A 22,142-nucleotide genomic window follows, 5' to 3' on the forward strand; every position below is an offset into this window, starting at 1 on the left:
CGGGCGGGCGATCAGGTCGCGGTGGCGGTGACGAAGTCGGGCAGCGGCGGGTAGCCTTCGGACAAGGTGAGCACCTCGTAGCCGGTTTCGGTGACCAGCACCGTGTGCTCCCACTGCGCCGATAGCGAGCGGTCCTTGGTGACGATGGTCCAGCCGTCCGGCATCTCGCGGATGTGGCGCTTGCCGGCGTTGATCATCGGCTCGATCGTGAAGATCATGCCCGGCTTCAGTTCTTCCAGCGTGCCGGCGCGGCCGTAGTGCAGCACTTGCGGCTCCTCGTGGAAGCGCTGGCCGATGCCGTGGCCGCAGAACTCGTGCACCACCGAGAAGCCGGCGTTCTCGGCGAAGGTCTGGATGGTGTTGCCAATGTCGCCCAGGCGGGTGCCGGGCTTGACCTTGACGATGCCTCGCCACATCGCCTCGTAGGTCACCTGGCACAGGCGCTTGGCGAGGATGGAGCCCTCGCCGACCACGAACATGCGGCTGGTGTCGCCGTGCCAGCCGTCCTTGATGACGGTGACATCGATATTGACGATGTCACCGCTCTTCAGCGGCCGGTCGTTCGGGATGCCGTGGCAGATCTGGTGGTTGATGGAGGTGCAGATCGACTTGGGGTAGGGCGTGTAGCCCGGCGGTGCGTAGTTCAGGGGCGCCGGGACGGCGCCCTGCACCTGGGTGATGTAGTCGTGCGCCAGCTTGTCCAGCGCCTCGGTGGTGACCCCCGGCTTGACGTGCGGCGTCAGGTAGTCCAGCACTTCGGAGGCCAGGCGGCCTGCCAGGCGCATGGCGTCCACCTCGGCGCCGGTTTTGATCGTGATGCTCATGGCGGGTGATTATCTCAGGCGGCGGATGCCGATGCAGCGGCGCGACCGGTAAAATCGGCAGCTTCGTGGGCATCTGCACGCCGGCTGCCCAGCGCCTCCCCCACCCAGCCGAGTTCTCCAGCGTGACCGCGACTGCCCAACACCTCCTCCACTTCGAGGGCGGCAATGCCCTTTCAGCGTTCCGAGCCCAGGCCTTGCTGCCCCGCCTGCAGGCCATCAACCCCCGCATCACCGCGGTGCACGCACGCCATGTCCACTGGGTCTGGGCGCCGCAGCCGCTGGCCAGCGGCGAGCAGGAGAAGCTGGCCGCGCTGCTGAACTACGGCGACCCGTATGCCGGCCCGACCGACGGCGAGCTGATCGTGGTCACGCCGCGCCTGGGCACCGTGTCGCCCTGGGCCTCCAAGGCGACCGATATCGCGCACAACTGCGGCCTGGCCGTCAAGCGGGTGGAGCGGGTGACCGAGTTCCGCCTGACGATCAAGGGCGGCCTGCTCGGCGGCGTCAAGCGCCTGGAGCCGGCCGAGCTGCAGGCGGCCGCCGCGCTGCTGCACGACCGCATGACCGAGTCGGCTGTGCTGGAGCGCTCGGCCGCCGCCCACCTGTTCGACGAGCAACCCGGCAAGCCGATGGAGCACGTCGACCTGCTCGGCCGCGGCCGCACCGCGCTGGAGGCGGCCAACCGCGACTTCGGCCTGGCACTGTCGGACGACGAGATCGACTACCTGGTGCAGGCTTTCACCGCGCTCAAGCGCAACCCGAGCGACGTCGAGCTGATGATGTTCGCGCAGGCCAACAGCGAGCACTGCCGGCACAAGATCTTCAACGCCCGCTTCACCATTGACGGCGTCGAGCAGGAGCGCTCGATGTTCCAGATGATCCGCAACACCCACCAGCTGGCACCGCAGCACACGGTGGTGGCCTATTCCGACAACGCGGCGGTGATGGAAGGTGGCCCGATCGAGCGCTGGGCGCCGGCCGGCCACACCGACGGCCCGCAGTACGTTGCGCGGCCCGAGGTGTCCCATGTGCTGATGAAGGTCGAGACGCACAACCACCCGACCGCCATCTCGCCCTTCCCCGGCGCCTCCACCGGTGCTGGCGGCGAGATCCGCGACGAAGGCGCGACCGGCCGCGGCTCCCGGCCCAAGTCGGGCCTGACCGGCTTCTCGGTGTCCAACCTGCACCTGCCCGGCACCACCGAGCCCTGGGAGCGCGAGCCCTATGGCAAGCCCGAGCACATCGCCAGCCCGCTGCAGATCATGATCGACGGCCCGCTTGGCGGCGCCGCCTTCAACAATGAATTTGGCCGGCCCAACCTGGGCGGCTATTTCCGCGTCTATGAGCAGACGGTGGCCGGCGTGCGGCGCGGCTACCACAAGCCGATCATGATCGCTGGTGGCCTCGGCAGCATTCCCGAGGGCCAGACGCACAAGCTGCCCTTTGGCGCCGGCACGCTGCTGATCCAGCTGGGCGGCCCCGGCATGCGCATCGGCATGGGCGGCGGCGCGGCCAGCTCCATGGCCGCCGGCGCCAACACCGCCGAGCTGGACTTCGACTCGGTGCAGCGCGGCAACCCCGAGATCCAGCGCCGCGCCCAGGAAGTCATCAACCATTGCTGGAACCTGGGCGAGCGCAACCCGGTGCTGGCCATCCACGACGTCGGTGCCGGCGGCATCTCCAACGCCTTCCCCGAGCTGGTGGACGGTGCCGGCAAGGGCGCCACCTTCGACATGCGCCGCGTGCCGCTGGAAGAAAGCGGCCTGGCGCCGAAGGAGATCTGGTGCAACGAAAGCCAGGAGCGCTATGTCCTGGCGATCGCACCCGAGAGCCTGCCCTTGTTCGAGAGCATGTGCGAGCGTGAGCGCTGCCCCTTCGCCGTGATCGGCGTGGCCAGCGACGACCAGGCCCTGGTGCTGGAAGACGGCCCCGGCGGCGAACGCGTGATCGACATGCCGATGGACGTGCTGCTGGGCAAGCCGCCCAAGGTGCACCGCGACGTGCGGCGCGTGAGCCGCCAGGGCGAGCCGCTGCAGCTGGCCGAGGTGTCGCTGGCCCAGGTGGGCCTGGACGTGCTGCGCCACCCGACAGTGGCCAGCAAGCGTTTCCTGATCAGCATCGGCGACCGCACGGTGGGCGGCCTGAACCACCGCGACCAGATGGTCGGTCCCTGGCAGGTGCCGGTGGCCGACTGCGCGGTCACGCTGGCCGACTATGCCGGCTTCCGCGGCGAGGCCATGAGCATGGGCGAGCGCACGCCGCTGGCCAGCCTGGATGCGCCGGCGTCCGGCCGCATGGCGGTGGCCGAGGCCATCACCAACCTGCTGGCCGCGCCCATCGAGCTGCCGCGGGTGAAGCTGTCGTGCAACTGGATGGCCGCCTGCGGCGAGCCGGGCGAAGACGCCGCGCTGTACGACACCGTGCGTGCGGTGGGCATGGAGCTGTGCCCGGCGCTTGGCATCTCGGTGCCGGTGGGCAAGGACTCCTTGTCGATGCGCACCCGCTGGAACGAAGCCGGCGCCGAGAAGCAGGTAACGGCGCCCGTCTCCCTGATCGTCTCCGCCTTCGCCACGCTGGGCGACGTGCGCGGCACGCTGACGCCCCAGCTGCGCACCGATTGCGGCGATACCAGCCTGATCCTGGTCGACCTGGGCCAGGGCCGCAACCGCCTGGGCGGCTCGATGCTGGCCCAGGTGCTGGGCCAGCCGGGCGACCTGGTGCCCGACCTGGACGACCCCGAAGCGCTCAAGCAGCTGGTGGCGGCCGTCAACCGGCTGCGCAGCGAGGGCAAGCTGCTGGCCTACCACGACCGCTCCGACGGCGGCCTGTGGGCGGCAGTGTGCGAGATGGCCTTTGCCGGCCATTGCGGCGTCTCGCTGAACGTGGACCTGCTGGTGACCGAGGGCGACGGCATCACCGACAGCCGGGCCGAGTACGGCGACTCGAAGAACTGGGCCAGCCAAGTGGGGGCGCGGCGCAACGAGCTGATGCTGCGCGCGCTGTTCTCCGAGGAAATCGGCGTGGTGCTGCAGGTGCGCGCCGACGAGCGTGACGCCACGCTGCAGACCCTGCGCGAGTTCGGCCTGTCGCGCCACAGCCATGTCATCGGCAAGCCCAACGACCGCGGCGTGGTCGAGGTGTGGCGCGATGTCAAGCTGCAGTTCTCGGCGCCGCTGGAGCAGCTGCACAAGGTGTGGGACGAGGTGTCGTGGCGCATTGCGCAGCTGCGCGACAACCCGGCCTGTGCCGACAGCGAACATGCCGCCGCCGGCCGCGCCGACGACCCGGGCCTGCACGTGAAGCCGAGCTTCGACCCGAGCGAGAACGTCGCGGCCGCCTTCATCGGCCAGGCCCGGCCGAAGGTGGCCATCCTGCGGGAGCAGGGCGTCAACTCGCACCTGGAGATGGCATACGCCATGTCACAGGCCGGCTTCGACACCTTCGACGTGCACATGAGCGACCTGCAGCGCGGCGGCACGCAGCTGGCGCAGTTCCAGGGCATCGTGGCCTGCGGCGGCTTCAGCTACGGCGACACCCTGGGGGCGGGCGAGGGCTGGGCCCGCTCGGTGATGTTCAACCCGCGGCTGGCCGAGCAGTTCCAGGCCTTCTTTGGCCGCAGCGACACCTTCGCGCTGGGCGTGTGCAACGGCTGCCAGATGATGGCGGCCCTGTCGCCCATCATCCCCGGCGCGCAGGACTGGCCCAAGTTCACCCGCAACAAGAGCGAGCAGTTCGAGGCCCGGCTGAGCCTGGTGGAGGTGCTCGACAGCCCGTCGATCTTCTTCAGCGGCATGGCCGGCAGCCGCATGCCCATCGCGGTGGCGCACGGCGAGGGGTATGCCGACTTCTCGCAGCGCGGCAATGCCGAGCGGGTGCATGCGGCGATGCGCTTCGTCGACAACATGGGCCTGGCCACCGAGACCTACCCGGCCAACCCCAATGGCAGCCCTGGCGGCCTGACTGCGGTGACGACGGCCGACGGTCGCTTCACGGTGCTGATGCCGCACCCGGAGCGGGTGTTCCGCAATGTCCAAATGAGCTGGACCAGCGGCGATCCGGCGGCGCACAGCCCGTGGATGCGGATGTTCGCGAACGCGAGGAAGTGGGTGGGTTGAGCCTCGCTGCCTCGGGCTGCGGCGCGACGCCGCAGCCTGCCTGCACGGGCCGCCCGCCACCCGGCTCAGGGTGAAGCCGGCGTGCGGCCTGCGGCCGGCTTCTCGCGGCGGGACTGGAACGCTTCCATGCCGCCTTGCAACTGGTAGAGCACTTCGCCGATGAAGGCATCGTGCTGCAGGCGGTAGTCGTTCTTGCGAACGTCGCCGCGCGAAAACAGGTCGCCACCATGGCTGAGCCGGAAGGCCGCTGTGAGCAGTGGCTGGTAGTCCTTCTCATACAGCGTGACGCGCAGGGTGGCCGCACGCCCGTAGCGCGCCTGCAGGAAGCGGTTCAGCTCATCCACGCGTGCCAGCTGCGGGATGGTGCAGGGGCTTGCGTCGAGGCAGACGATCGGCTCCTGCGCCACCTCGTCGTTGAAGAACGACATCACGCCGTGCAGCCGAACGCCGCCCTCCAGTGCGATCGACTTGACCTCGCCTGGCGCCAGCAGGAAGCGCTCGGGAGACCAGTTGGCCGTGATGTGTTCGGCCAGCACGTCGACGCCCTTCATGCCGGGGTGGCCGTCGAGCCGCCTGGCATCGACGATGGCCAGGCGGCCGGCGGTCAACAGCACCGGTTCGGGCCAGATGCTCTGCACCTGCAGATGCAGGAAGGCCGACTCCTTCAGGTCGTCGACACATGGAGTGGAAGCGGGTGCGCAGCGCCTGCCTGCGAAGTCGGGGGTCGGTAGCAGGTAAGCCGATCGAATGGCGATCTTCTTGCCCACATGCTCGATGACTCGCTGGTGCACCGTATTCGAGTAGTACACCTTCGTGCTCGCATTCGAGCCCTGCTGGGAGATGGCGGGAGACGACGCCCCGGAGGTGTGAATGGCCACCGGCGGACTCGCGCCCGCGGGACAGCACAGCGCGAGCAGCAGCAGCGCCGGCGCGACCCTACCGAGCATGCGGCGTCCCGTAGTGGATATTGACCGGGCCGCTGGCGCCTTCGACCACCGGCGAATTGGCGCCGTGCGTGGTGATATGGGTGGCCGTTGCAGCCGTTGCGGCCGGCGCAGAGGCGGCGCTAGCTGCTGCGGTGGCGCTCGCTGCTGCCGTGGCGGGCCGGCGGCCTTCCATCTCGACCTTCAAGGCTCCCCGGCCAAGGGCCAGCTTCACCTCGTCGAACTTGTAGATGAAGGCTGCTGCGAGCAGCAACAGCGCCAACGGCAGGAGAAGGCGAACGACGAGTTTCATGGGACGGTCGATGACGACCGGGCTGGCGCCGCGGTGGCATGGTCGAGATGAGCGTCGATGACCGCACGGACCAGGCGGGCGGCAGGGCCGGTGAGTTCGGGCAATTGCGGCACACGGTCGGTCTCGATCGCTTGCAGCACCCATTCATGGATGGCGCCGACCAGCGCCGTGGCGGTGGCGGGCGGCAGGGCGCGGGCCGAGGAGCCGTCGACCACTGCGACGATGAAGTCCGCCATCTCCTGATGACTGCGCCGCCGCGCCTGCAGGCCCCGCGGCCCGAGTGCCAGGATCTCGATGAACAAGGTGCGCAGCAGGCCGGGGTCGCAGGCCAGCGCCCCGAAATATGCCTGCACCGCCTGCTCCACCTGCACATGCCAGTCGCGCGCGGGATCGATGGCGGCCTTCAGCACGTCCAGCGCCTGGCGGCTGGCATGCTCGTACAAGGCGATCAGGCAGTCGGGCTTGGCCTCGAAATGCTGATAGAAGGTGCGCTTGGACACCCGCGCACCGGCCGCGATGTCGGCAATCGTGGTGTCGGCATATCCCTTCGCGGCCACGCAGGCGGCCATCGCCTGCATCAGCCGCGCCCGGTGTTCGGCGCTCACCGGCAAGCCCTCTGCTGTCGTTCGACCCATGCGGCATTGTCCCGTCAAAGACGCGGTACTTGACAGTACCACAGCGGCTTGGCACAGTGTTCTCATTCGGTACCAAGGCGTACCGCAACGTGGAGAACGAGATGACAGAGCTGGTGGTGCGGCGTCTCTTGATCGATCTGACGCAGCCTTTCGAGCGGCACTGGAACGGGGGCGATGCGTTCCGCACCGCGTTCCTGAATGCCTTGTCGATGAGCTTTCCGGTGGGCGAGCAGTTTTTCATCGATGCGGTGCGCAACGGCGTGAAGGCGCTGCCGGAGGCGCAGCAGGAGCGCTTCAAGGAGGAAGTGGCCGGCTTCATCGGCCAGGAGGCGACGCATCGGCGCATCCACGGGTTGTTCAACGGCCACCTGGAGCGGCAAGGCTACGACAACGGCTGGGAGCGGCGCGCCAAGCGGCGCATCAAGCGCCTGCAGGGCCTGAACGTGCGGCACCCGCTGGCCATCACCGCCGCATACGAGCATTTCACCGCCATCCTGGCCGAGTACCTGCTGCAGCATCCCGACAGCATCGGCGACAACGTGCCGCGGCTCAAGACGATGTGGATGTGGCACGCGGCCGAGGAATCGGAGCACAAGAGCACCGCCTTCGACGTGTACCAGGCCCTGGGGGGCAACCACCGCTGGCGCATGCGCTGGTTCCGCATCGTCACCTTCTTCTTCATCCTCGACGCGGCCATGCAGACGATCAGCAACCTGCGGCATGACCGGACGCTCTTCAAGCGCAGTACCTGGAAGAGCGCGATGCATTTCCTTTTCGGCGAGAAGGGCCTCGTCACGCTGACCCGGGCGCCGTGGCGGGCCTACAAGTCGGAGCACTTCCATCCCGCACAGCAGGGCAGCACCTTGTCGTCCCACTGGCTGCGCACGCATGCCGATCAATTCTCGGTGGTGGGGCAGGGCCGCTGAAGGCGCCGCCAGCCGGCACGCTGCAAACGCCTCGGGCGGCGGCACAATGCCGGCATGACGCCGACCGCCCCTGCCGCCGCCCGCTCACTGCGCTTCGACCGCCTGGACGCCTTGCGTGCCGTGGCCATCCTGTGGATGGCCGTGTTCCATTTCTGTTTCGATCTCAACCATTTCCGGCTGATCGAAAAGCAGAACTTCTACACCGACCCCTTCTGGACCTGGCAGCGCACCTGCATCGTCTCGCTGTTCCTGTTTGTCGCGGGACTGGGGCAGGCGGTGGCCTGGCAGCAGGGGCAGGGCTGGAGGCGTTTCTGGCGGCGCTGGGCCCAGGTGGCGGGCTGTGCGCTGCTGGTGAGTGCCGGGTCCTACGTCATGTTCCCGAACAGCTTCATCTACTTCGGTGTGCTGCACGGCATTGCGGTGATGCTGGTCATCACGCGGCTGACGGCGGGTTGGGGGCGCTGGCTGTGGCTGCTGGGGCTGGTGGCGGTGTTGCTGCCACAGCTGGTCCAGCACGCGGTGTTCGACACACGGGGGACGAACTGGGTCGGGCTGGTGACGCGCAAGCCCGTCACGGAAGACTATGTGCCGGTGCTGCCCTGGCTCGGCGTGATGTGGTGGGGCATGGCGGCCGGGCAGTGGGCCCTGGGGCGGCGGCCGCAGTGGTTCGGTGGCGGCTTGCCGGCGCCGGCCCGTCCGCTGGCTGTGCTCGGGCGCTGGAGCCTGAGCTTCTACATGGTGCACCAGCCGGTGCTGATCGGCTTGTTGACCGCCTGGGTGGCGCTGCGGCGAATGATGTGATGGCGCCCGCCTGCCCTTTCAGCGTCGAGTGACGCCGGCCGAAGGGGCAACGGGCCTGCAGGCCTGGAGGGACGCCTGGCCGTTGGGGCAGCGAATTGCTGTGCCCGGTCCGTCTGGATGCGCCGGGGGCGAGCTTCGTCGTGCACCAGCCGCTGGCCACTGGCCGGGACCGAGACAAGTTTCGGATCTGGTGCGTCGATGGCGACAGGGGGGGCGGCTGGTGACGGCCGCCGCATGACCGGGGAAGCGAGCGATACCCTCAGGTTCGACTCGGAGCTTTTCGCCATCCGGTTTCCAGCGGGCCGGTGGACGGAATGCAGCGGTCGTCCATCCAGCCCATCGCTCATTTTGGGATTTGGCGACAGCGTCCCCGCCGGCATACAAAACACCCTCCATTTAAATGCCGTGCTGTCGATCAACAGGGGGCGCCCCTGAAGTTGTGGGGCGGCAAAGCGAGGCCTCCCGCATGCTTTTGCGGCACGACTGCTGATGGTTCTCGCCGTGACGATATTCAAAACCAATTGTCCGGCTTGTGCACTGCCGCATAACGTGTACCGTCGTTCCTCGGCAAGGTTGGATTGGGCGGATCGAGCGCAGCAAAGAACAGCGGTTGATTCACTCCCACAGGGCAACACGCACAGTAGGCAGTTTTCTCGCGCGTCCCTTTCATCGGAAGGCAAGGGCACCAGGTGACGCATTTCTCGCACTGGTCAGGTACCAATGCCCGCCGAACCCACCTTGCTGGCCGCCAGAGCCAGTCCCGGCTGGTTCTCTTCGTGATCGGTTTCCCCGCTGTCTCAATATCGTGACAGGCGGGTGAAAGGACGCAGCCATGTTGCACCAAGACCAACTGTCTCATGCCTATATCAATGTGATTGATCCGCCGAGCCACCAAGTGACCTTGACCCGCGAAAACATCGCTCGATTCACTGATGGCTTTTCCAGGCCGGCGCTGTTTCGTCAAATGCTGGTCATCGAAGAAAAACTGGCCGGCCGTGCCTTTTACGAGGCGGTCGACGGCCGAGAAACGCTGCAGTGGCGCGTCAAGCACGGCGAAGGGCCGGTGTCGATGCGGGCCGAGGACGGCAGTTCGGACTACAACTACGTGACCGGCAAGCTTGGCACCGGCACGGAGTTCCTCGACGACATCTTCGAGCGCCGGCTGGACGTCTACTCCCACCTGGGCACCATCTCGTCGGGCTACAACGACCCCTATGAATGGGGCAAGCTCGCCTTCAACCGCCTCAAGGACGAGCTGTTCCGCTCCGGCTGGTGCCAGGTGCCCGGCTGGCGGGTCAGCGGGCACATGTTCTTTGGCCACAGCAACCAGGAATACGGCGAGCCCAGCCGCGGCGCGGTGGGCAGCGACTGGCACATGTTCCCGACGCTCAACATCTTCGTGATGGTGGCCGGCCGCAAGCGCTGGATGACCCGGCCGCCCCGCCTCGGTGAGCAGTTCGAGGAGTACGACCGGCTGTTCTCCAGCAGCAGCGGCCGCGAGGCGCCGGGAGCGAGCTTCGAGCATGACCTGGTCTACCTGGAGCCTGGCGATGTGCTGCTCAACCTGCCGTTCGAATGGCACAAGGTCCTCAATGCCCGGGGACTGAGCATCGGTGCGGCCTTTCGGGTCATCGACGACCATTACCTGCAGGCCTTGTCGGCCCGCGGCAACCTCGACGTGAGCCGAGTCGATGTCGATGCGGACCCGCAGGAGCATGAGGAGCTGGCGCACTTCCTGACCAGTCTCGGCTATGCCTCGCGCCACCTGCCGCGTGCACAGATGATGCTCAATGACCTCGAATACGCCTACCTGCGCCGCCGTGGCGGCTCCGGCTCGGTGCGGGTCGAGCGATTGTGACGGACGAGCGGCCCTACCGGCCTTGCCCGCGTGATGAAAGGCGCCCTTGATGAACCCACCCTCGGCCCGCGCCGAAGGCGTGATCTACGGCCTGCTGTCTGCCTTGATCTGGGGCGCCTTTCCGGTGGTGACCCGGCTTGGCGTGGCCCGCACGGCGCTTGACGGCTTCGACGTCACCGCCTTGCGCTTTGGCGTGTCCGGCCTGGTGTTGCTGCCCTACCTGATGCGGGCCGGCCGAGGCGGGGTGAGCTGGAGCGCCCTCGCGCTGATGGTGGTGGGCATCGGTGCGCCCTACATGCTGGTGGTCGCGCTGGGGCTGGCCCGGGCGCCCGTGGAGCATTTTGCGGTGATCACGCCGGGCAGCATGATCCTGTTTTCGGTGCTCCTCAGTGCCCGGGTCCTGCACACGCGGCTCGGCGGCCGCGCCCTGGGCGGCGTGGCGCTCATCCTGCTCGGCGTGCTGCTGATCGGCCTGCAGGGTCTGCGCGGTGCGGGCAGCGGCAGCATCGGCGTGCATGCCGCCTTCCTGCTGGGCGGGTTGATGTGGGCGGTCTACACGGTCACGTCGAAGGCGTGTGGCGTGCAGCCCTTCCATGCCACTGCGCTGGTCTCGGTGGCGTCGATGGTGCTCTACCTTCCGCCTTACCTGCTGCTGCGCGGGCCGGCCTTGCTGCAGGCGCCGCTGCACGACGTGCTGGTGCAAGGCGTCTACCAGGGCGTGCTGGTCTCCATCGTGGCCTTGTTCTTCTACAGCCAGGCGGTCTATCACCTGGGGCCGGCCCGGGGGGCCCTGTTTGCGGCGCTGGTGCCGGGCATGGCGACGATGCTGGCCGCCTTCCTGCTCGGCGAATGGCCTGCACCATTCGCGGTGCTCGGCCTGGCGGTGGTGACCGGCGGCATGCTGCTGTCGCTGCTGGACGGGCGCTCACCGCCTGCCGCCGCTCCCGGCCGTTCTTGACCGTCCCAGCCCGCTTGGCCACACTCGGCCTGCGCACGCCGGCCCTGCGGCCGGTGGTCTGCCCCGCCTTGCCTGCGTACCCCCGCCGCTGCCCAGGAGCCTGACATGACCACATCGCTTCGCCTCGACGACTTTCCTTGCCGCAGCTACGACAAGCTGCGCTACGGGGACACCGACCGCCAGGGCCATGTGAACAACGCGGTGTTCGCCACCTTGCTGGAGACCGGCCGCGTCGAGATCCTCTACGACCCGGACGCGCCGCTGGCCGAGGCAGGCAGCGCCTTCGTACTGGCGCGCCTCACGCTCGAATTCGTCAGCGAGGTGCACTGGCCGGGCCGGGTCGACATCGGCACCCGGGTGGCCGCCGTGGGACGCAGCTCGATCACGCTGGAACAGGCGGTGTTCCAGGACGCGCGCCTGGTGGCCAGTGGCCAGACGGTGATCGTCCAGGTGAACGAGGCGACGCGTCGCTCGCAAGCCTTGTCCGAGCCGGCCCTGGCCCGCTTGCGCGCCCTGATGCCGCCCGTGGCACCGCCGGCGGCTGCGGCGTCCTGAATGAAAAAGGCGCCCCGCGGGGCGCCTTTCTCTGGAGCGGCCCGCAGGCCGGTCATCACTGGGCGAACTTGTAGTCCGTCTTGGCGTTGTTGCGCAGGTCGTCGCGGAACTTGGCCATCTTCTGCTGCGTCAGGCTCTGCTGGATCTGCGGCTTCACTTCATCGATGGACGGCACCTTGGCGTCGCGCACATCTTCCAGCTTGATGATGTGGTAGCCGAACTGCGATTTCACCGGCGTCGGGGTGACTTCACCCTTCTTCAGGCCCACCATGGCTTGCGAGAACTCCGGCACATAGCTGCCCGGTGCCGCCCAGTCCAGGTCACCGCCGTTGGTGGCAGAGCCGGTGTCCTTCGAGTTCTTCTTTGCCAGGTCCTCGAACTTGGCGCCGCCCTTGATCTGGGTGATCAGCTTCTTGGCCTGGTCTTCCTTCTCCACCAGGATGTGGCGGGCGCGGTATTCCTTGTCACCGGCCTGGCCCTTGAACTTGTCGTATTCGGCCTGGACTTCGGCGTCGGTCACCGGATTGGTCTTCTGGTAGTCGGCGAACAGTTCGCGGATCAGCAGGGTCTGGCGGGCCAGCTCGAGCTGCTGCTTGTAGCTGTCGGAGCTGTTCAGGCCGCGCTTCTCGGCTTCCTGCAGGAAGATCTCACGCAGCACGACTTCGTCCTTGACCTGCTTTTCGAGCTCGGGCGTGACCGGCTGGCCTTGCTTGGAGATCTGGCTGATCAGCGCGTCGGCCCGCTCCTTGGGCACGGCCTTGCCGTTGACGATGGCGATGTTCTGCGCCGAGGCAGCCACCGGGGCCAGCAATGCAGCGCTCAGAGCCAGGCTCAACGCGCCGAGCGCGAAACTAGTTTTCTTCATGGAAACCTCTCTGGTCGAAAAGGGGAGGGCAGCGCAATGCTTCAATCATGAAATGCCGGTTGAAACCCGGTAGCGCGCTGCGAGGAATTCAAACTTCGTCGGGCGTATGAGCCTGTATGGCAAGGGCGTGAATACCCTGGGGAATCAAAGGCATCAGGGCACTATACACGAGCCGATGCCGCGCCAGCCGTGACAAACCGCAAAAGCGTTCGCTGACGACATGAACCGAAAAATGCCGACCTTCACGAGCGCCGGCATGGCCGGCATGCAGGTGGCTGTCGTCCTGCACGCGCAGCTGTACGGGGGCCAGGCCGGCCTGCAGTGCAGCTTCAATCTGCTGGGCGGTGACACTCATTTCAGGGCTGCTGCTCTTCACTCTTGATATGCCGGCTGAGGTAGACCCCCTGGCCCAGCATGAACAACACCATCAGCCCCAGGCTGCCGAACAGCTTGAAGTTGACCCAGGTGGCGGTCGAGTAGCTGTAGGCCACGTAGATATTCAGCAAACCCATCAGACCGAAAAAGGCGATCCAGGCGAAATTAAGGCGCTGCCACACCGAGGCGGGCAGCTCGACCTGGGTGCTCATCAGGGCCTGCAGCAGGTTCTTGCGGAACAGCGTGTGGCTGATCCAGAAGGCCGCGCCCGTCACCCAGTACAGCACGCTGGGCTTCCACTTGATGAAGGTCTCGCTGTGGAACCAGATCGTTGCGCCGCCCAGCACCGTGACCAGGATCAGGCTGACCCACAGCATCTTGTCGATCTTGCGGCCGCGCGCGAGCTGCCAGGCGATCTGCGCCGCGGTGGCTGCAATGACCACCACGGTGGCCAGCAGCACCGGCGCCTCCTTGGCGCCCACCACACCGCCCGAGACCATGAAGCCCAGCCAGTCGGTGGCCGCGGTGGCAGCCCAGTCGGCATGCCCCTCGGCGTACTTGAACATGCCGAAGAACAGGATCACCGGCAGGAAGTCGAACAGGAGTTTCATCGCTTGTGTGCGGACCGCGCTGCGTGCAGGCGGCCGCCGGCCCTTATCAGTCTTTTCGTTCGGCGAAGTCTAACGCGGCGGAATTGATGCAGTAGCGCAAGCCGGTGGGTTGCGGCCCGTCATCGAACACGTGGCCCAGGTGCGCACCACAGCGGCGACAGGTGACCTCGACCCGGACCATGCCGTGGCTGTGGTCCATCTCGCGGTCGATCGCGTCCTCGGCCAGCGGCTCGAAGTAGCTGGGCCAGCCGCAGCCGGCGTCGAACTTGCTGGACGAATCGAACAAGGGTTCGCCGCAGCAGACGCAGCGGTAGACGCCGTCGGCCTGGTGGTCCCAGTACTTGCCGGTGAAGGGGCGCTCGGTCGCGGCATGCCGCGTCACCTGGTATTGCAGCGGGTCGAGCTGCTGGCGCCATTCCTCGTCGCTCTTCTTGATCTCGTGGTCCTTGCTCATGACGAACAGGATACCTCCAACGTTTGCGCCCAGTCAGGCGGGAAGCCCGCATAGGCCTCGTGTTCGGGCTGCTCGTCGTAGGGACGCTCCAGCACGCGGCGCAGGCGGCGCACTTCCTCGTCGTCACCGGCCTGCGAACGTCTGATCGCCACTTCGGCCAGATGGTTCCGCAGCACGTACTTCGGGTTGACGCGCTTCATGCGGGCGCTGCGCTCTGCGTCACTGCCGCCGTCCTGCTGCAGCCGCTCGCGGTAGCGGACCGCCCAGGCGTCGAAGGCGCCGCGGTCGATGAAGAGGTCGCGCACCGGGCGGTTGTCGGCAGTGTCGGCGCTGGAGAAATCGCAGAGCCGGCGGAAGGTGATCGTCAGGTCTGCCCGGTCCTGCGCCATCAGGCGCAGCAGGTCATCGATCAGCTCGCGGTCGGCCGCCAGCGCCTGCCGCAGGCCCAGCTTGGCGCGCATGCGCGCCTCCATCGTCTCGGCAAAGACGGCCTTGTACGGCTGTAGCGCCTGCAGCGCAAGGTCGGTCTCGCCTATCAACGGGAGCAGCGCCTGGGCCAGCGCGTGCAGGTTCCAGAAGGCGATGTTGGGTTGCCGGTTGTAGGCATAGCGGCCCTGGTGGTCCGAATGGTTGCAGATGTGCCCGGGGTCGAAGGCGTCCAGGAAGCCGAAGGGCCCGTAGTCGATCGTGAGGCCGAGGATGGACATGTTGTCGGTGTTCATCACCCCATGGCAGAAGCCGACCGCCTGCCAATCGGCCATCAGCTGGGCGGTGCGCCGTGCCACTTGCTCCAGCATCGCCGCGCAGGGTTCGGCGGTGTCGCGGCACTCCGGGTAATGGCGCTCGATGACGAAGTCGGTCAACTGGCGCAGTTGCTGCGGCATGTCATGGTGGGCGAAGTGCTCGAAGTGGCCGAAGCGCACGAAGCTGGGCGCCACCCGGGTGACGATGGCCGCGGTTTCGATCACCTCGCGGTGCACCGGCAGGTCCGAGCGCACCAGCGCCAGCGCCCGGGTGGTTGGAATGCCGAGGCCGTGCATGGCTTCGGAGCACAGGAACTCGCGGATGGAGGAGCGCAGCACCGCCCGGCCGTCGCCCATGCGCGAGTACGGGGTGCGGCCGCTGCCCTTGAGCTGCAGCTCCTGCGGCTGGCCGCCCGGCGCCTCCACCTCGCCCAGCAGCAGGGCCCGGCCGTCGCCCAGCTGGCCGGCCCACACGCCGAACTGGTGCCCGCTGTAGACGGTGGCCAGTGGCTCCATGCCGGGCCAGGGCGCCGCACCGCTGAAGCAGGCCAGTGCCTGCCAGTCTTCGCGGGTGGTCCAGTCGGCGGGCCAGCCCAGCTCGGCGGCCAGGCTCGGGCTGCTGTCGATCCAGCGGGGAGCGGGCAAGGCCTGCGCGGCAAGCCGGGTGAAGAACTCGTCCCCCAGGCGGGCGTAGCCATTGGTCCATGACAAGGCGGCGGGCGTGGCCGGCGCGGGGACTTCCAGCGGCAGGTTCATGCGGGCCAGTTTAGCGGTGCAGCGATTGCAGCACGGGCCGCAGGGCCTCGCGCCGGGCAGTGCCTGGGCGTGAGTCGCCCCGGCGACAGCGGGCTAGGGAAAACGGCATACGCTGCGCTGCAGCACGGTTCCTATCATGCCCGCCGACCGACTCGTTTCACCGTTCATGCTGGAGGAGAAGACCATGTCACGCCTGATGGGCCAGATGATGCAAATGCCGTTGATGATCTCGTCGCTGCTGGTGCACGCCGCGCGGCACAACGGCGACGTCGAGATCGTCTCCAAGCGGGTGGAAGGCGATGTGCACCGCTACACCTACCGCGACGCCGAGCTGCGCGCCCGCAAGCTGGCCCAGGCCCTGCAGCGGCTGGGCTGCGAGCCGGGCGACCGGGTCGGCACGCTGGCCTGGAACGGCTACCGGCACTTCGAGATCTACTACGGCAGTTCCGGTTCCGGCCTGGTGTGCCACACCGTCAATCCGCGCCTGTTCCCCGAGCAGATCGCCTGGATCATCAACGATGCCGAAGACCGGGTGCTGTGCTTCGACCTCACCTTCCTGCCCCTGGTGGAGAAGCTGGCGCCGCTGCTCAAGACCGTGCAGCACTTCGTGCTGATGACCGACCGTGCCCACATGCCGGCGCACAGCCCGCTGGCCCTGCAATGCTATGACGAGCTGGTGGAGTCGGAGGACGGGCGCTACGAGTGGCCCGAGTTCGACGAGAACACCGCCTCCAGCATCTGCTACACCTCCGGCACCACCGGCCATCCGAAGGGTGCCGTCTACAGCCACCGCTCCAGCGTGCTGCATGCCTACGCCGCAGCGCTGCCCGATGCCATGGACTGCTCCGGCCGCGACGTGATCCTGCCGGTGGTGCCGATGTTCCATGTCAATGCCTGGGGCCTGCCGTATTCGGTGCCGCTGGTCGGTGCCAAGCTGGTCATGCCGGGCCCGCACCTGGACGGCAAGTCGCTCTACGAGCTGTTCGAGTCCGAGAAGGTCAGCTTCAGCGCCGGTGTGCCGACCGTCTGGCTGGGCCTGATCACCTACATGAAGCAGAACCGGCTGCAGTTCAGCACCTTCAAGCGCACGGTCATCGGCGGCTCGGCCTGCCCGCCGGCGATGATCCGCACGCTGGAGGACGAGTTCGCCGTCAGCGTGATCCATGCGTGGGGCATGACGGAGCTGTCGCCGCTGGGCACGCTGTCCAAGCTCAAGGGCAAGCACGACCAGCTGTCGGTGGAAGACCAGCGCCGGCTGCTGGAGAAGCAGGGCCGGGTGATCTATGGCATCGACATGAAGATCACCGGCAACGACGGCGAGACGCCGCTGCCCTGGGACGGCCAGGCCGCGGGTGACCTGCTGGTGCGCGGGCACTGGGTGATCCGCAGCTACTTCAAGCGGCCGGAGTCGCCGCTGCAGCAAGGCTGGTTCCCGACCGGCGACGTGGCCACCATCGATGCGGACGGCTTCATGCAGATCACCGACCGGTCCAAAGATGTCATCAAGTCCGGCGGCGAGTGGATCAGCTCCATCGACCTCGAGAACATCGCGATGGCGCACCCCGCGGTGCACGAAGCGGCGGCCATCGCCTGCAAGCACCCGAAGTGGGACGAGCGGCCGCTGCTGGTGGTGGTGAGGAAGCCGGGGCAGACGCCGAGCAAGGAAGACATCCTCGGCTTCTACGAAGGCAAGATCGCCAAGTGGCAGATCCCCGACGACGTGGTGTTCGTCGACGAGATCCCGCACACGGCCACCGGCAAGATCCAGAAGCTCAAGCTGCGTGAGCTGTTTGCGCATCATGTGCTGCCCGCTGCATGAGGCGGCAGGCCGGTTGTCGCACTCGCGACAACCGGTACGGGCAATCCCTCTGAGTGCGTGATTGCAAGTCCGCTAACCTGAGGATGTGCATGCCGACACACACACATGAGAGGAGACCCCGCCATGCAGTTTCGCCTTGTGCATCTTCCCTCGGTCCTTGCTTGTGCCACGGCTGCGTTGTGCAGCGGCCCGGCCCTCGCGCAGAAGGGTGAGACCGTCAAGATCGCATGGATCGATCCGCTGAGCGGCCTGATGGCCACGGTGGGCCAGAACCAGCTCAAGAGCTTCCAGTTCCTGGCCGAGCAGTTCAGCAAGAAGAACGCGGCCGGCGTGAAGTTCGAGGTCATCGGCATCGACAACAAGCTGAGCCCCCAGGAGAGCCTCAACGCGCTGAAGTCCGCCATCGACCAGGGCGTGCGCTACGTGGTGCAGGGCAACGGCTCGGGGGCCGCACTGGCGCTGGTCGACGCCATCAACAAGCACAACGACCGCAATCCCGGCAAGGAAGTGCTGTTCGTCAACTATGCGGCGGTGGACCCGGACCTCACCAATGCCAAGTGCAGCTACTGGCACTTCCGGGTGGACGCCGACACGTCCATGAAGATGGAGGCCCTCACCACCTTCATGAAAGACCAGCCGGAGATCAAGAAGGTCTACCTGATCAACCAGAACTACGCGCACGGCCAGCAGGTGGCCAAGTTCGCGAAAGACAACCTGGCGCGCAAGCGCAAGGACATCCAGATCGTCGGCGAAGACCTGCACCCGCTGGCCCAGGTGCGCGACTTCGCGCCCTATGTCGCGAAGATCAAGGCGTCGGGGGCCGACACCGTCATCACCGGCAACTGGGGGTCGGACCTCACGCTGCTGGTGAAGGCGGCCAACGACGCCGGCCTGAACGCGAAGTTCTACACCTACTACGGCGGCGTGAGCGGCACGCCGACCGCGATGGGCGCCGCCGCCGAGGGCCGTGTCTACCAGGTGGCCTACAACCACCACAACCTGCCCGGCGAGCATGCGCGGCTGATGGCCGAGTTCAAGCAGCGCTTCAACGACGACTGGTACACCGGCGCCACCTACCATGCCTACGCGCTGCTCAGCGAGGCGATGGCCAAGGCCAAGTCCACCGACCCGGTGAAGGTGGCCGCCGCCATGGAAGGCCTGCGCTTCAAGAGCTTCAACGGCGAGGTGGAGATGCGCAAGTCCGACCACCAGCTGCAGCAGGGCCTCTACATCTCGCGCTGGCAGAAGGTGGATGCCAAGAACGCTTACAGTGCCGAAAACACGGGCTACACCTTTGCCCCGGTCAAGCAGTTCGACCCCTATGTGTCGAGCACGCCGACGTCCTGCCAGATGAAGCGGCCCTCATGACCGTGGCAGCCTGAGCGTTCCTTCTGCTGCCTCTGCGTGGCCCGATGAACTGCAAAGGCATCGGGCCCTTTTTTTGACTGCTGCGTCTTCGCCGACGCTTGCGAGCCACGATGGAGTCCTCGTTCTTCGCGATCTCGATGCTCAACGGCGTGAGCTACGGACTGCTGCTGTTCATGCTCAGCTCCGGCCTGACCCTCATCTTCAGCATGATGGGCGTGCTGAACTTCGCGCACGCCAGCTTCTACATGCTGGGCGCCTACCTGGCCTACCAGACCACCCAGTGGTTCGGCTACTGGCCGGCGCTGCTGGTGGCGCCGCTGCTGGTGGGCGGCCTGGGCGCCTTGTTCGAGCGCTTCTGCCTGCGGCGGGTGCACCCCTTCGGCCATGTGGCCGAGCTGCTGATCACCTTCGGCCTGTCCTATGTGGTGCTGGAGGTGGTGCAGCTGGTGTGGGGCCGCTCGGCCGTCAACTACCCGGTGCCGGCAGCGCTGGACGGGCCCCTGTTCACCATCATCAGCTCCTCGGTGGGCGGCATGGACCTGAGCTGGGGCCGCGCGGCCGCCGAGCTGTGCAGCTCGGCCGATGCAGCGGTGGTGATCAACTGCACCCAGTTTCCGGCCTATCGCGGCTTCATGATGCTGGTGGCGGTGCTGATGCTGCTGGCGGTCTACCTGCTGCTCACGCGCACCCGCATCGGCCTGGTGATCCAGGCGGCGCTGACGCATCCCGAGATGGTGGAGGCGCTGGGCCACAACGTGCCGCGCGTCTTCATGCTGGTGTTCGGTGGCGGCGCGGCGCTGGCAGGGCTGGCCGGCGTGATCGGCGGCAATGCCTTCGTCACCGAACCCGGCATGGCCGGCACGGTCGGCTCCATCATCTTCGTGGTGGTGGTGGTGGGCGGCATGGGCTCGCTGGCAGGGGCCTTCCTGGCGTCGCTGCTGATCGGCGTGATCCAGACCTTCGCCGTCGCCATGGACTACTCGCTGGCCCACCTGTTCTCGGCCGTCGGCTGGCAGGCAGGGCCGGACACCTTCGGCTGGCCGGTGCTGCGGCTGACGATCTCCCAGGTCGCGCCCATCCTGCCCTACCTCTTCCTCGTGCTCATCCTCATCTTCCGACCCCGCGGCCTGCTGGGCACCCGCGAGGGCTGACGCCATGCAAGCCACGGTCTACGTCTTCAAACCCCGCAACCTCGGCCGCTGGGCGGTCTGGAGCGGCTACGCGCTGGTGCTGCTGGTTGCGCCGCTGCTGTTCAGCAGCAGCCTGGCGATGACCATGCTCTCGCAAATGGGCATCGCCATCATTGCCTGCCTGGCCTACAACATGCTGCTCGGCCAGGGCGGCATGCTGAGCTTCGGGCATGCGGTGTACTCGGGCCTGGGCGCCTTCCTGACGATGCACACGCTGAACGCGGTCTCCAGCGGCAGCCTGGCCATGCCGGTGAGCCTGCTGCCGCTGGTGGGCGGCCTCACCGGCCTGGGCTTTGCAGTGTTGCTGGGCTGGGTCACCACCAAGAAGTCGGGCACCCCGTTCGCGATGATCACGCTGGGTGTCGGCGAGCTGGTCTGGGCCATGTCGCTGATGTTCCCCGAGTTCTTCGGCGGGGAGGGCGGCATCACCGGCGACCGCGTCACCGGCACCACGCTGGGCATCAGCTTCGGCCCGCAGATCCAGCTCTACTACCTGATTGCCCTGTATTGCTTCGTCTGCACCGGGCTGATGTTCGCCTTCACCCGCACGCCGCTGGGCCGCATGTTGAACGCGGTGCGCGACAACCCGGAGCGGGTCGAGTTCATCGGCTACAGCACCCAGGTGGTGCGCTACCTGGCCTTCATCCTCTCGGGCTTCTTCGCCGGCATCGCCGGCGGGCTGGGGGCGCTCAACTTCGAGATCGTCACGGCCGAGGTGGTGGGGGCGGCGCGCTCGGGGGCCTACCTGCTGTTCGTCTTCCTCGGCGGGGCGACCTTCTTCTTCGGGCCGATCATCGGCGCGGTGCTGATGGTCATCGCCTTCGTGTTGCTGTCGGAGTTGACCAAGGCCTGGCTGCTCTACCTGGGCCTGGTGTTCCTGTTCATGGTGATGTTCGCGCCCGGCGGCATCGCCAGCCTCATCATGATGAACCTGCGGGTGGCGGCCCATGGCAAGCTGCGCCGGCTGGCCGGGCCGTATGCGCAGGTGCTGCTCGCGGCGCTGCCGCTCTTGGCCGGCGTGGGCGCGCTGATCGAAATGGTCTACCACCGCCAGCTGAACGCTGCGATCGGCGGGCCGCTGCGCTTCCTGGGCGCGACGCTGGACACCGGCTCGGCCGGCAGCTGGCTGGCGGCCGCGGCGCTCGCGGGCGTGGGCCTGGTGGCCTTCGAGCTGGCGCGCCGGCGCTTCGGGCGCGAGTGGCACCGCATCCAGGAAGAGATCGAGCACGACACGCGCCGCCGGGGGGCCGCATGACTTACGCGCTGGAACTGAAGAACGTCCGCAAGAGCTTCGGCAAGACCGAGATCATCCGCGGCGCCAGCCTGCAGGTGCAGGCCGGCGAGCGGGTGGCCATCATCGGGCCGAACGGCGCGGGCAAGTCGACGCTCTTCAACCTGATCAGCGGGCGCTTCGGCATCAGCAGCGGCGAGATCCTGCTGGGCGGCGAGCGCATCGACGGGCGCAAGCCCTACGAGATCAGCCGCCGGGGGCTGGCCCGCAGCTTCCAGGTGTCGAACCTGTTCGGCCGCCTGTCGGTGTTCGAGAACATCCGCTGCGCGGTGCTGTGGTCGCTGGGCTACCGCTATGCCTTCTGGAAGTTCCTGGCGGACCTGCACGATGCCAACGAGCAGGCCGAGCGCATCGTGGAAATGATCCAGCTCGAGCGCAAGCGCGACGTGCTGGCCGCCAACCTGACCTATGCCGAGGGCCGGGCGCTGGAGATCGGCATCACCATCGCCGGCGGCAGCCGGGTGATCCTGCTGGACGAACCCACCGCCGGCATGAGCAGCTCGGAAACCACCCGCTTCATCCAGTTGATCCGCGAAGTCACCGAAGGCCGCACGCTGCTCACCGTGGAGCACGACATGGGGGTGGTGTTCGGTCTGGCCGACAAGATCGCCGTGCTGGTCTACGGCGAAGTGATCGCCTTCGACACGCCGGAGGCCGTGCGTGCGAATCCGCGCGTGCAGGAAGCGTATCTGGGCTCGGTGCTGGCCGCCCAGCAGGCCGATGGGGCGCCACAGCGCCAGGCCGAAGCAGCGGGAGCCTGAC

Annotated in this window: 20 protein-coding genes; 11 read left to right on the top strand and 9 right to left on the bottom strand. The window is 67.3% G+C overall.

Annotated features, from left to right (window positions below; all coding sequences use genetic code 11):
* Positions 1 to 11: 11 nt before the first annotated feature.
* Positions 12 to 824, bottom strand: a complete 813-nt coding sequence (gene map / locus N7L95_RS02300; RefSeq protein WP_301258194.1) for a type I methionyl aminopeptidase — start codon at positions 822 to 824, stop codon at positions 12 to 14.
* A 122-nt stretch (positions 825 to 946) separates the two neighbouring features.
* Between map and purL the strand changes: the two genes are divergently transcribed.
* Complete coding sequence (gene purL, locus N7L95_RS02305) at positions 947 to 4,939, top strand: phosphoribosylformylglycinamidine synthase (RefSeq protein ID WP_301258195.1); 3,993 nt, start codon at positions 947 to 949, stop codon at positions 4,937 to 4,939.
* Positions 4,940 to 5,004: 65 nt separating this feature from the next.
* Here purL and N7L95_RS02310 read toward each other — a convergent pair whose 3' ends face one another.
* Genes N7L95_RS02310 through N7L95_RS02320 form a run of 3 tightly spaced genes read right to left on the bottom strand, consistent with a single transcriptional unit; the run spans position 5,005 to position 6,810 of the window.
* The gene (locus N7L95_RS02310; RefSeq protein WP_301258196.1) at positions 5,005 to 5,886 is read right to left on the bottom strand and encodes a hypothetical protein; all 882 of its coding nucleotides are present in this window, start codon (positions 5,884 to 5,886) and stop codon (positions 5,005 to 5,007) included.
* A complete protein-coding gene (locus N7L95_RS02315) occupies positions 5,876 to 6,175 on the bottom strand; it encodes a hypothetical protein (protein ID WP_301258197.1) in 300 nt (99 codons plus the stop codon). Before N7L95_RS02315 ends, N7L95_RS02310 begins: the two co-directional genes overlap by 11 nt.
* Positions 6,172 to 6,810, bottom strand: coding sequence for a TetR/AcrR family transcriptional regulator (locus N7L95_RS02320; RefSeq protein WP_301258198.1), 639 nt, complete (start codon positions 6,808 to 6,810; stop codon positions 6,172 to 6,174). Before N7L95_RS02320 ends, N7L95_RS02315 begins: the two co-directional genes overlap by 4 nt.
* 101 nt (positions 6,811 to 6,911) lie before the next feature.
* Here N7L95_RS02320 and N7L95_RS02325 point away from each other — a divergent pair, with 101 nt between their 5' ends.
* The 5 genes from N7L95_RS02325 (at position 6,912) to N7L95_RS02345 (ending at position 11,908) form a co-directional block, all read left to right on the top strand.
* Positions 6,912 to 7,736 carry a metal-dependent hydrolase gene (locus tag N7L95_RS02325; protein WP_301258199.1) on the top strand — a complete coding sequence of 275 codons (825 nt, stop codon included), beginning with the start codon at positions 6,912 to 6,914 and terminating at the stop codon, positions 7,734 to 7,736.
* Between the two features lie 54 nt (positions 7,737 to 7,790).
* The gene (locus N7L95_RS02330; RefSeq protein ID WP_301258200.1) at positions 7,791 to 8,537 is read left to right on the top strand and encodes an acetyltransferase domain-containing protein; all 747 of its coding nucleotides are present in this window, start codon (positions 7,791 to 7,793) and stop codon (positions 8,535 to 8,537) included.
* An 832-nt stretch (positions 8,538 to 9,369) separates the two neighbouring features.
* The gene (locus tag N7L95_RS02335) at positions 9,370 to 10,395 is read left to right on the top strand and encodes a hypothetical protein (RefSeq protein ID WP_301258201.1); all 1,026 of its coding nucleotides are present in this window, start codon (positions 9,370 to 9,372) and stop codon (positions 10,393 to 10,395) included.
* 49 nt (positions 10,396 to 10,444) lie between these two features.
* Positions 10,445 to 11,353, top strand: a complete 909-nt coding sequence (locus N7L95_RS02340) for a DMT family transporter (protein ID WP_301258202.1) — start codon at positions 10,445 to 10,447, stop codon at positions 11,351 to 11,353.
* A 105-nt stretch (positions 11,354 to 11,458) separates the two neighbouring features.
* Positions 11,459 to 11,908, top strand: coding sequence for an acyl-CoA thioesterase (locus tag N7L95_RS02345; RefSeq protein WP_301258203.1), 450 nt, complete (start codon positions 11,459 to 11,461; stop codon positions 11,906 to 11,908).
* A 55-nt stretch (positions 11,909 to 11,963) separates the two neighbouring features.
* On the opposite strand, the gene N7L95_RS02350 is transcribed toward N7L95_RS02345, so the two are convergent.
* The 5 genes from N7L95_RS02350 to N7L95_RS02370 form a co-directional block, all read right to left on the bottom strand.
* Positions 11,964 to 12,773: a peptidylprolyl isomerase gene (locus N7L95_RS02350; protein WP_301258204.1), complete on the bottom strand. Its 810-nt coding sequence runs from the start codon at positions 12,771 to 12,773 to the stop codon at positions 11,964 to 11,966.
* 88 nt (positions 12,774 to 12,861) lie between these two features.
* Complete coding sequence (locus tag N7L95_RS02355; RefSeq protein WP_301258205.1) at positions 12,862 to 13,128, bottom strand: BolA family protein; 267 nt, start codon at positions 13,126 to 13,128, stop codon at positions 12,862 to 12,864.
* 1 nt (position 13,129) lies between these two features.
* Positions 13,130 to 13,759, bottom strand: a complete 630-nt coding sequence (locus N7L95_RS02360) for a septation protein A (RefSeq protein WP_301258206.1) — start codon at positions 13,757 to 13,759, stop codon at positions 13,130 to 13,132.
* 46 nt (positions 13,760 to 13,805) lie between these two features.
* A complete protein-coding gene (gene msrB, locus N7L95_RS02365; protein ID WP_301258207.1) occupies positions 13,806 to 14,213 on the bottom strand; it encodes a peptide-methionine (R)-S-oxide reductase MsrB in 408 nt (135 codons plus the stop codon).
* Positions 14,210 to 15,712, bottom strand: coding sequence for a protein adenylyltransferase SelO (locus N7L95_RS02370; RefSeq protein WP_301258208.1), 1,503 nt, complete (start codon positions 15,710 to 15,712; stop codon positions 14,210 to 14,212). The genes msrB and N7L95_RS02370 overlap by 4 nt, the downstream gene beginning before the upstream one ends.
* 184 nt (positions 15,713 to 15,896) lie before the next feature.
* On the opposite strand from N7L95_RS02370, the gene N7L95_RS02375 reads away from it, so the two are divergent.
* From N7L95_RS02375 to N7L95_RS02395, 5 genes are all read left to right on the top strand, one after another.
* Positions 15,897 to 17,531 carry a 3-(methylthio)propionyl-CoA ligase gene (locus N7L95_RS02375; protein ID WP_301260046.1) on the top strand — a complete coding sequence of 545 codons (1,635 nt, stop codon included), beginning with the start codon at positions 15,897 to 15,899 and terminating at the stop codon, positions 17,529 to 17,531.
* 123 nt (positions 17,532 to 17,654) lie between these two features.
* Positions 17,655 to 18,899 (top strand): branched-chain amino acid ABC transporter substrate-binding protein, encoded by a 1,245-nt coding sequence (locus tag N7L95_RS02380; RefSeq protein ID WP_301258209.1) that lies wholly within the window; start codon positions 17,655 to 17,657, stop codon positions 18,897 to 18,899.
* 110 nt (positions 18,900 to 19,009) lie between these two features.
* A complete protein-coding gene (locus N7L95_RS02385; RefSeq protein WP_301258210.1) occupies positions 19,010 to 20,050 on the top strand; it encodes a branched-chain amino acid ABC transporter permease in 1,041 nt (346 codons plus the stop codon).
* A 4-nt stretch (positions 20,051 to 20,054) separates the two neighbouring features.
* Positions 20,055 to 21,344: a branched-chain amino acid ABC transporter permease gene (locus tag N7L95_RS02390; RefSeq protein ID WP_301258211.1), complete on the top strand. Its 1,290-nt coding sequence runs from the start codon at positions 20,055 to 20,057 to the stop codon at positions 21,342 to 21,344.
* Entirely contained in the window at positions 21,341 to 22,141 is an 801-nt protein-coding gene (locus N7L95_RS02395) for an ABC transporter ATP-binding protein (RefSeq protein ID WP_301258212.1), read from the top strand. Before N7L95_RS02390 ends, N7L95_RS02395 begins: the two co-directional genes overlap by 4 nt.
* The last annotated feature ends 1 nt before the right edge of the window (position 22,142 follow it).

This window comes from Eleftheria terrae (assembly GCF_030419005.1).
Classification (GTDB): Bacteria; Pseudomonadota; Gammaproteobacteria; order Burkholderiales; family Burkholderiaceae_C; genus Caldimonas; species Caldimonas terrae.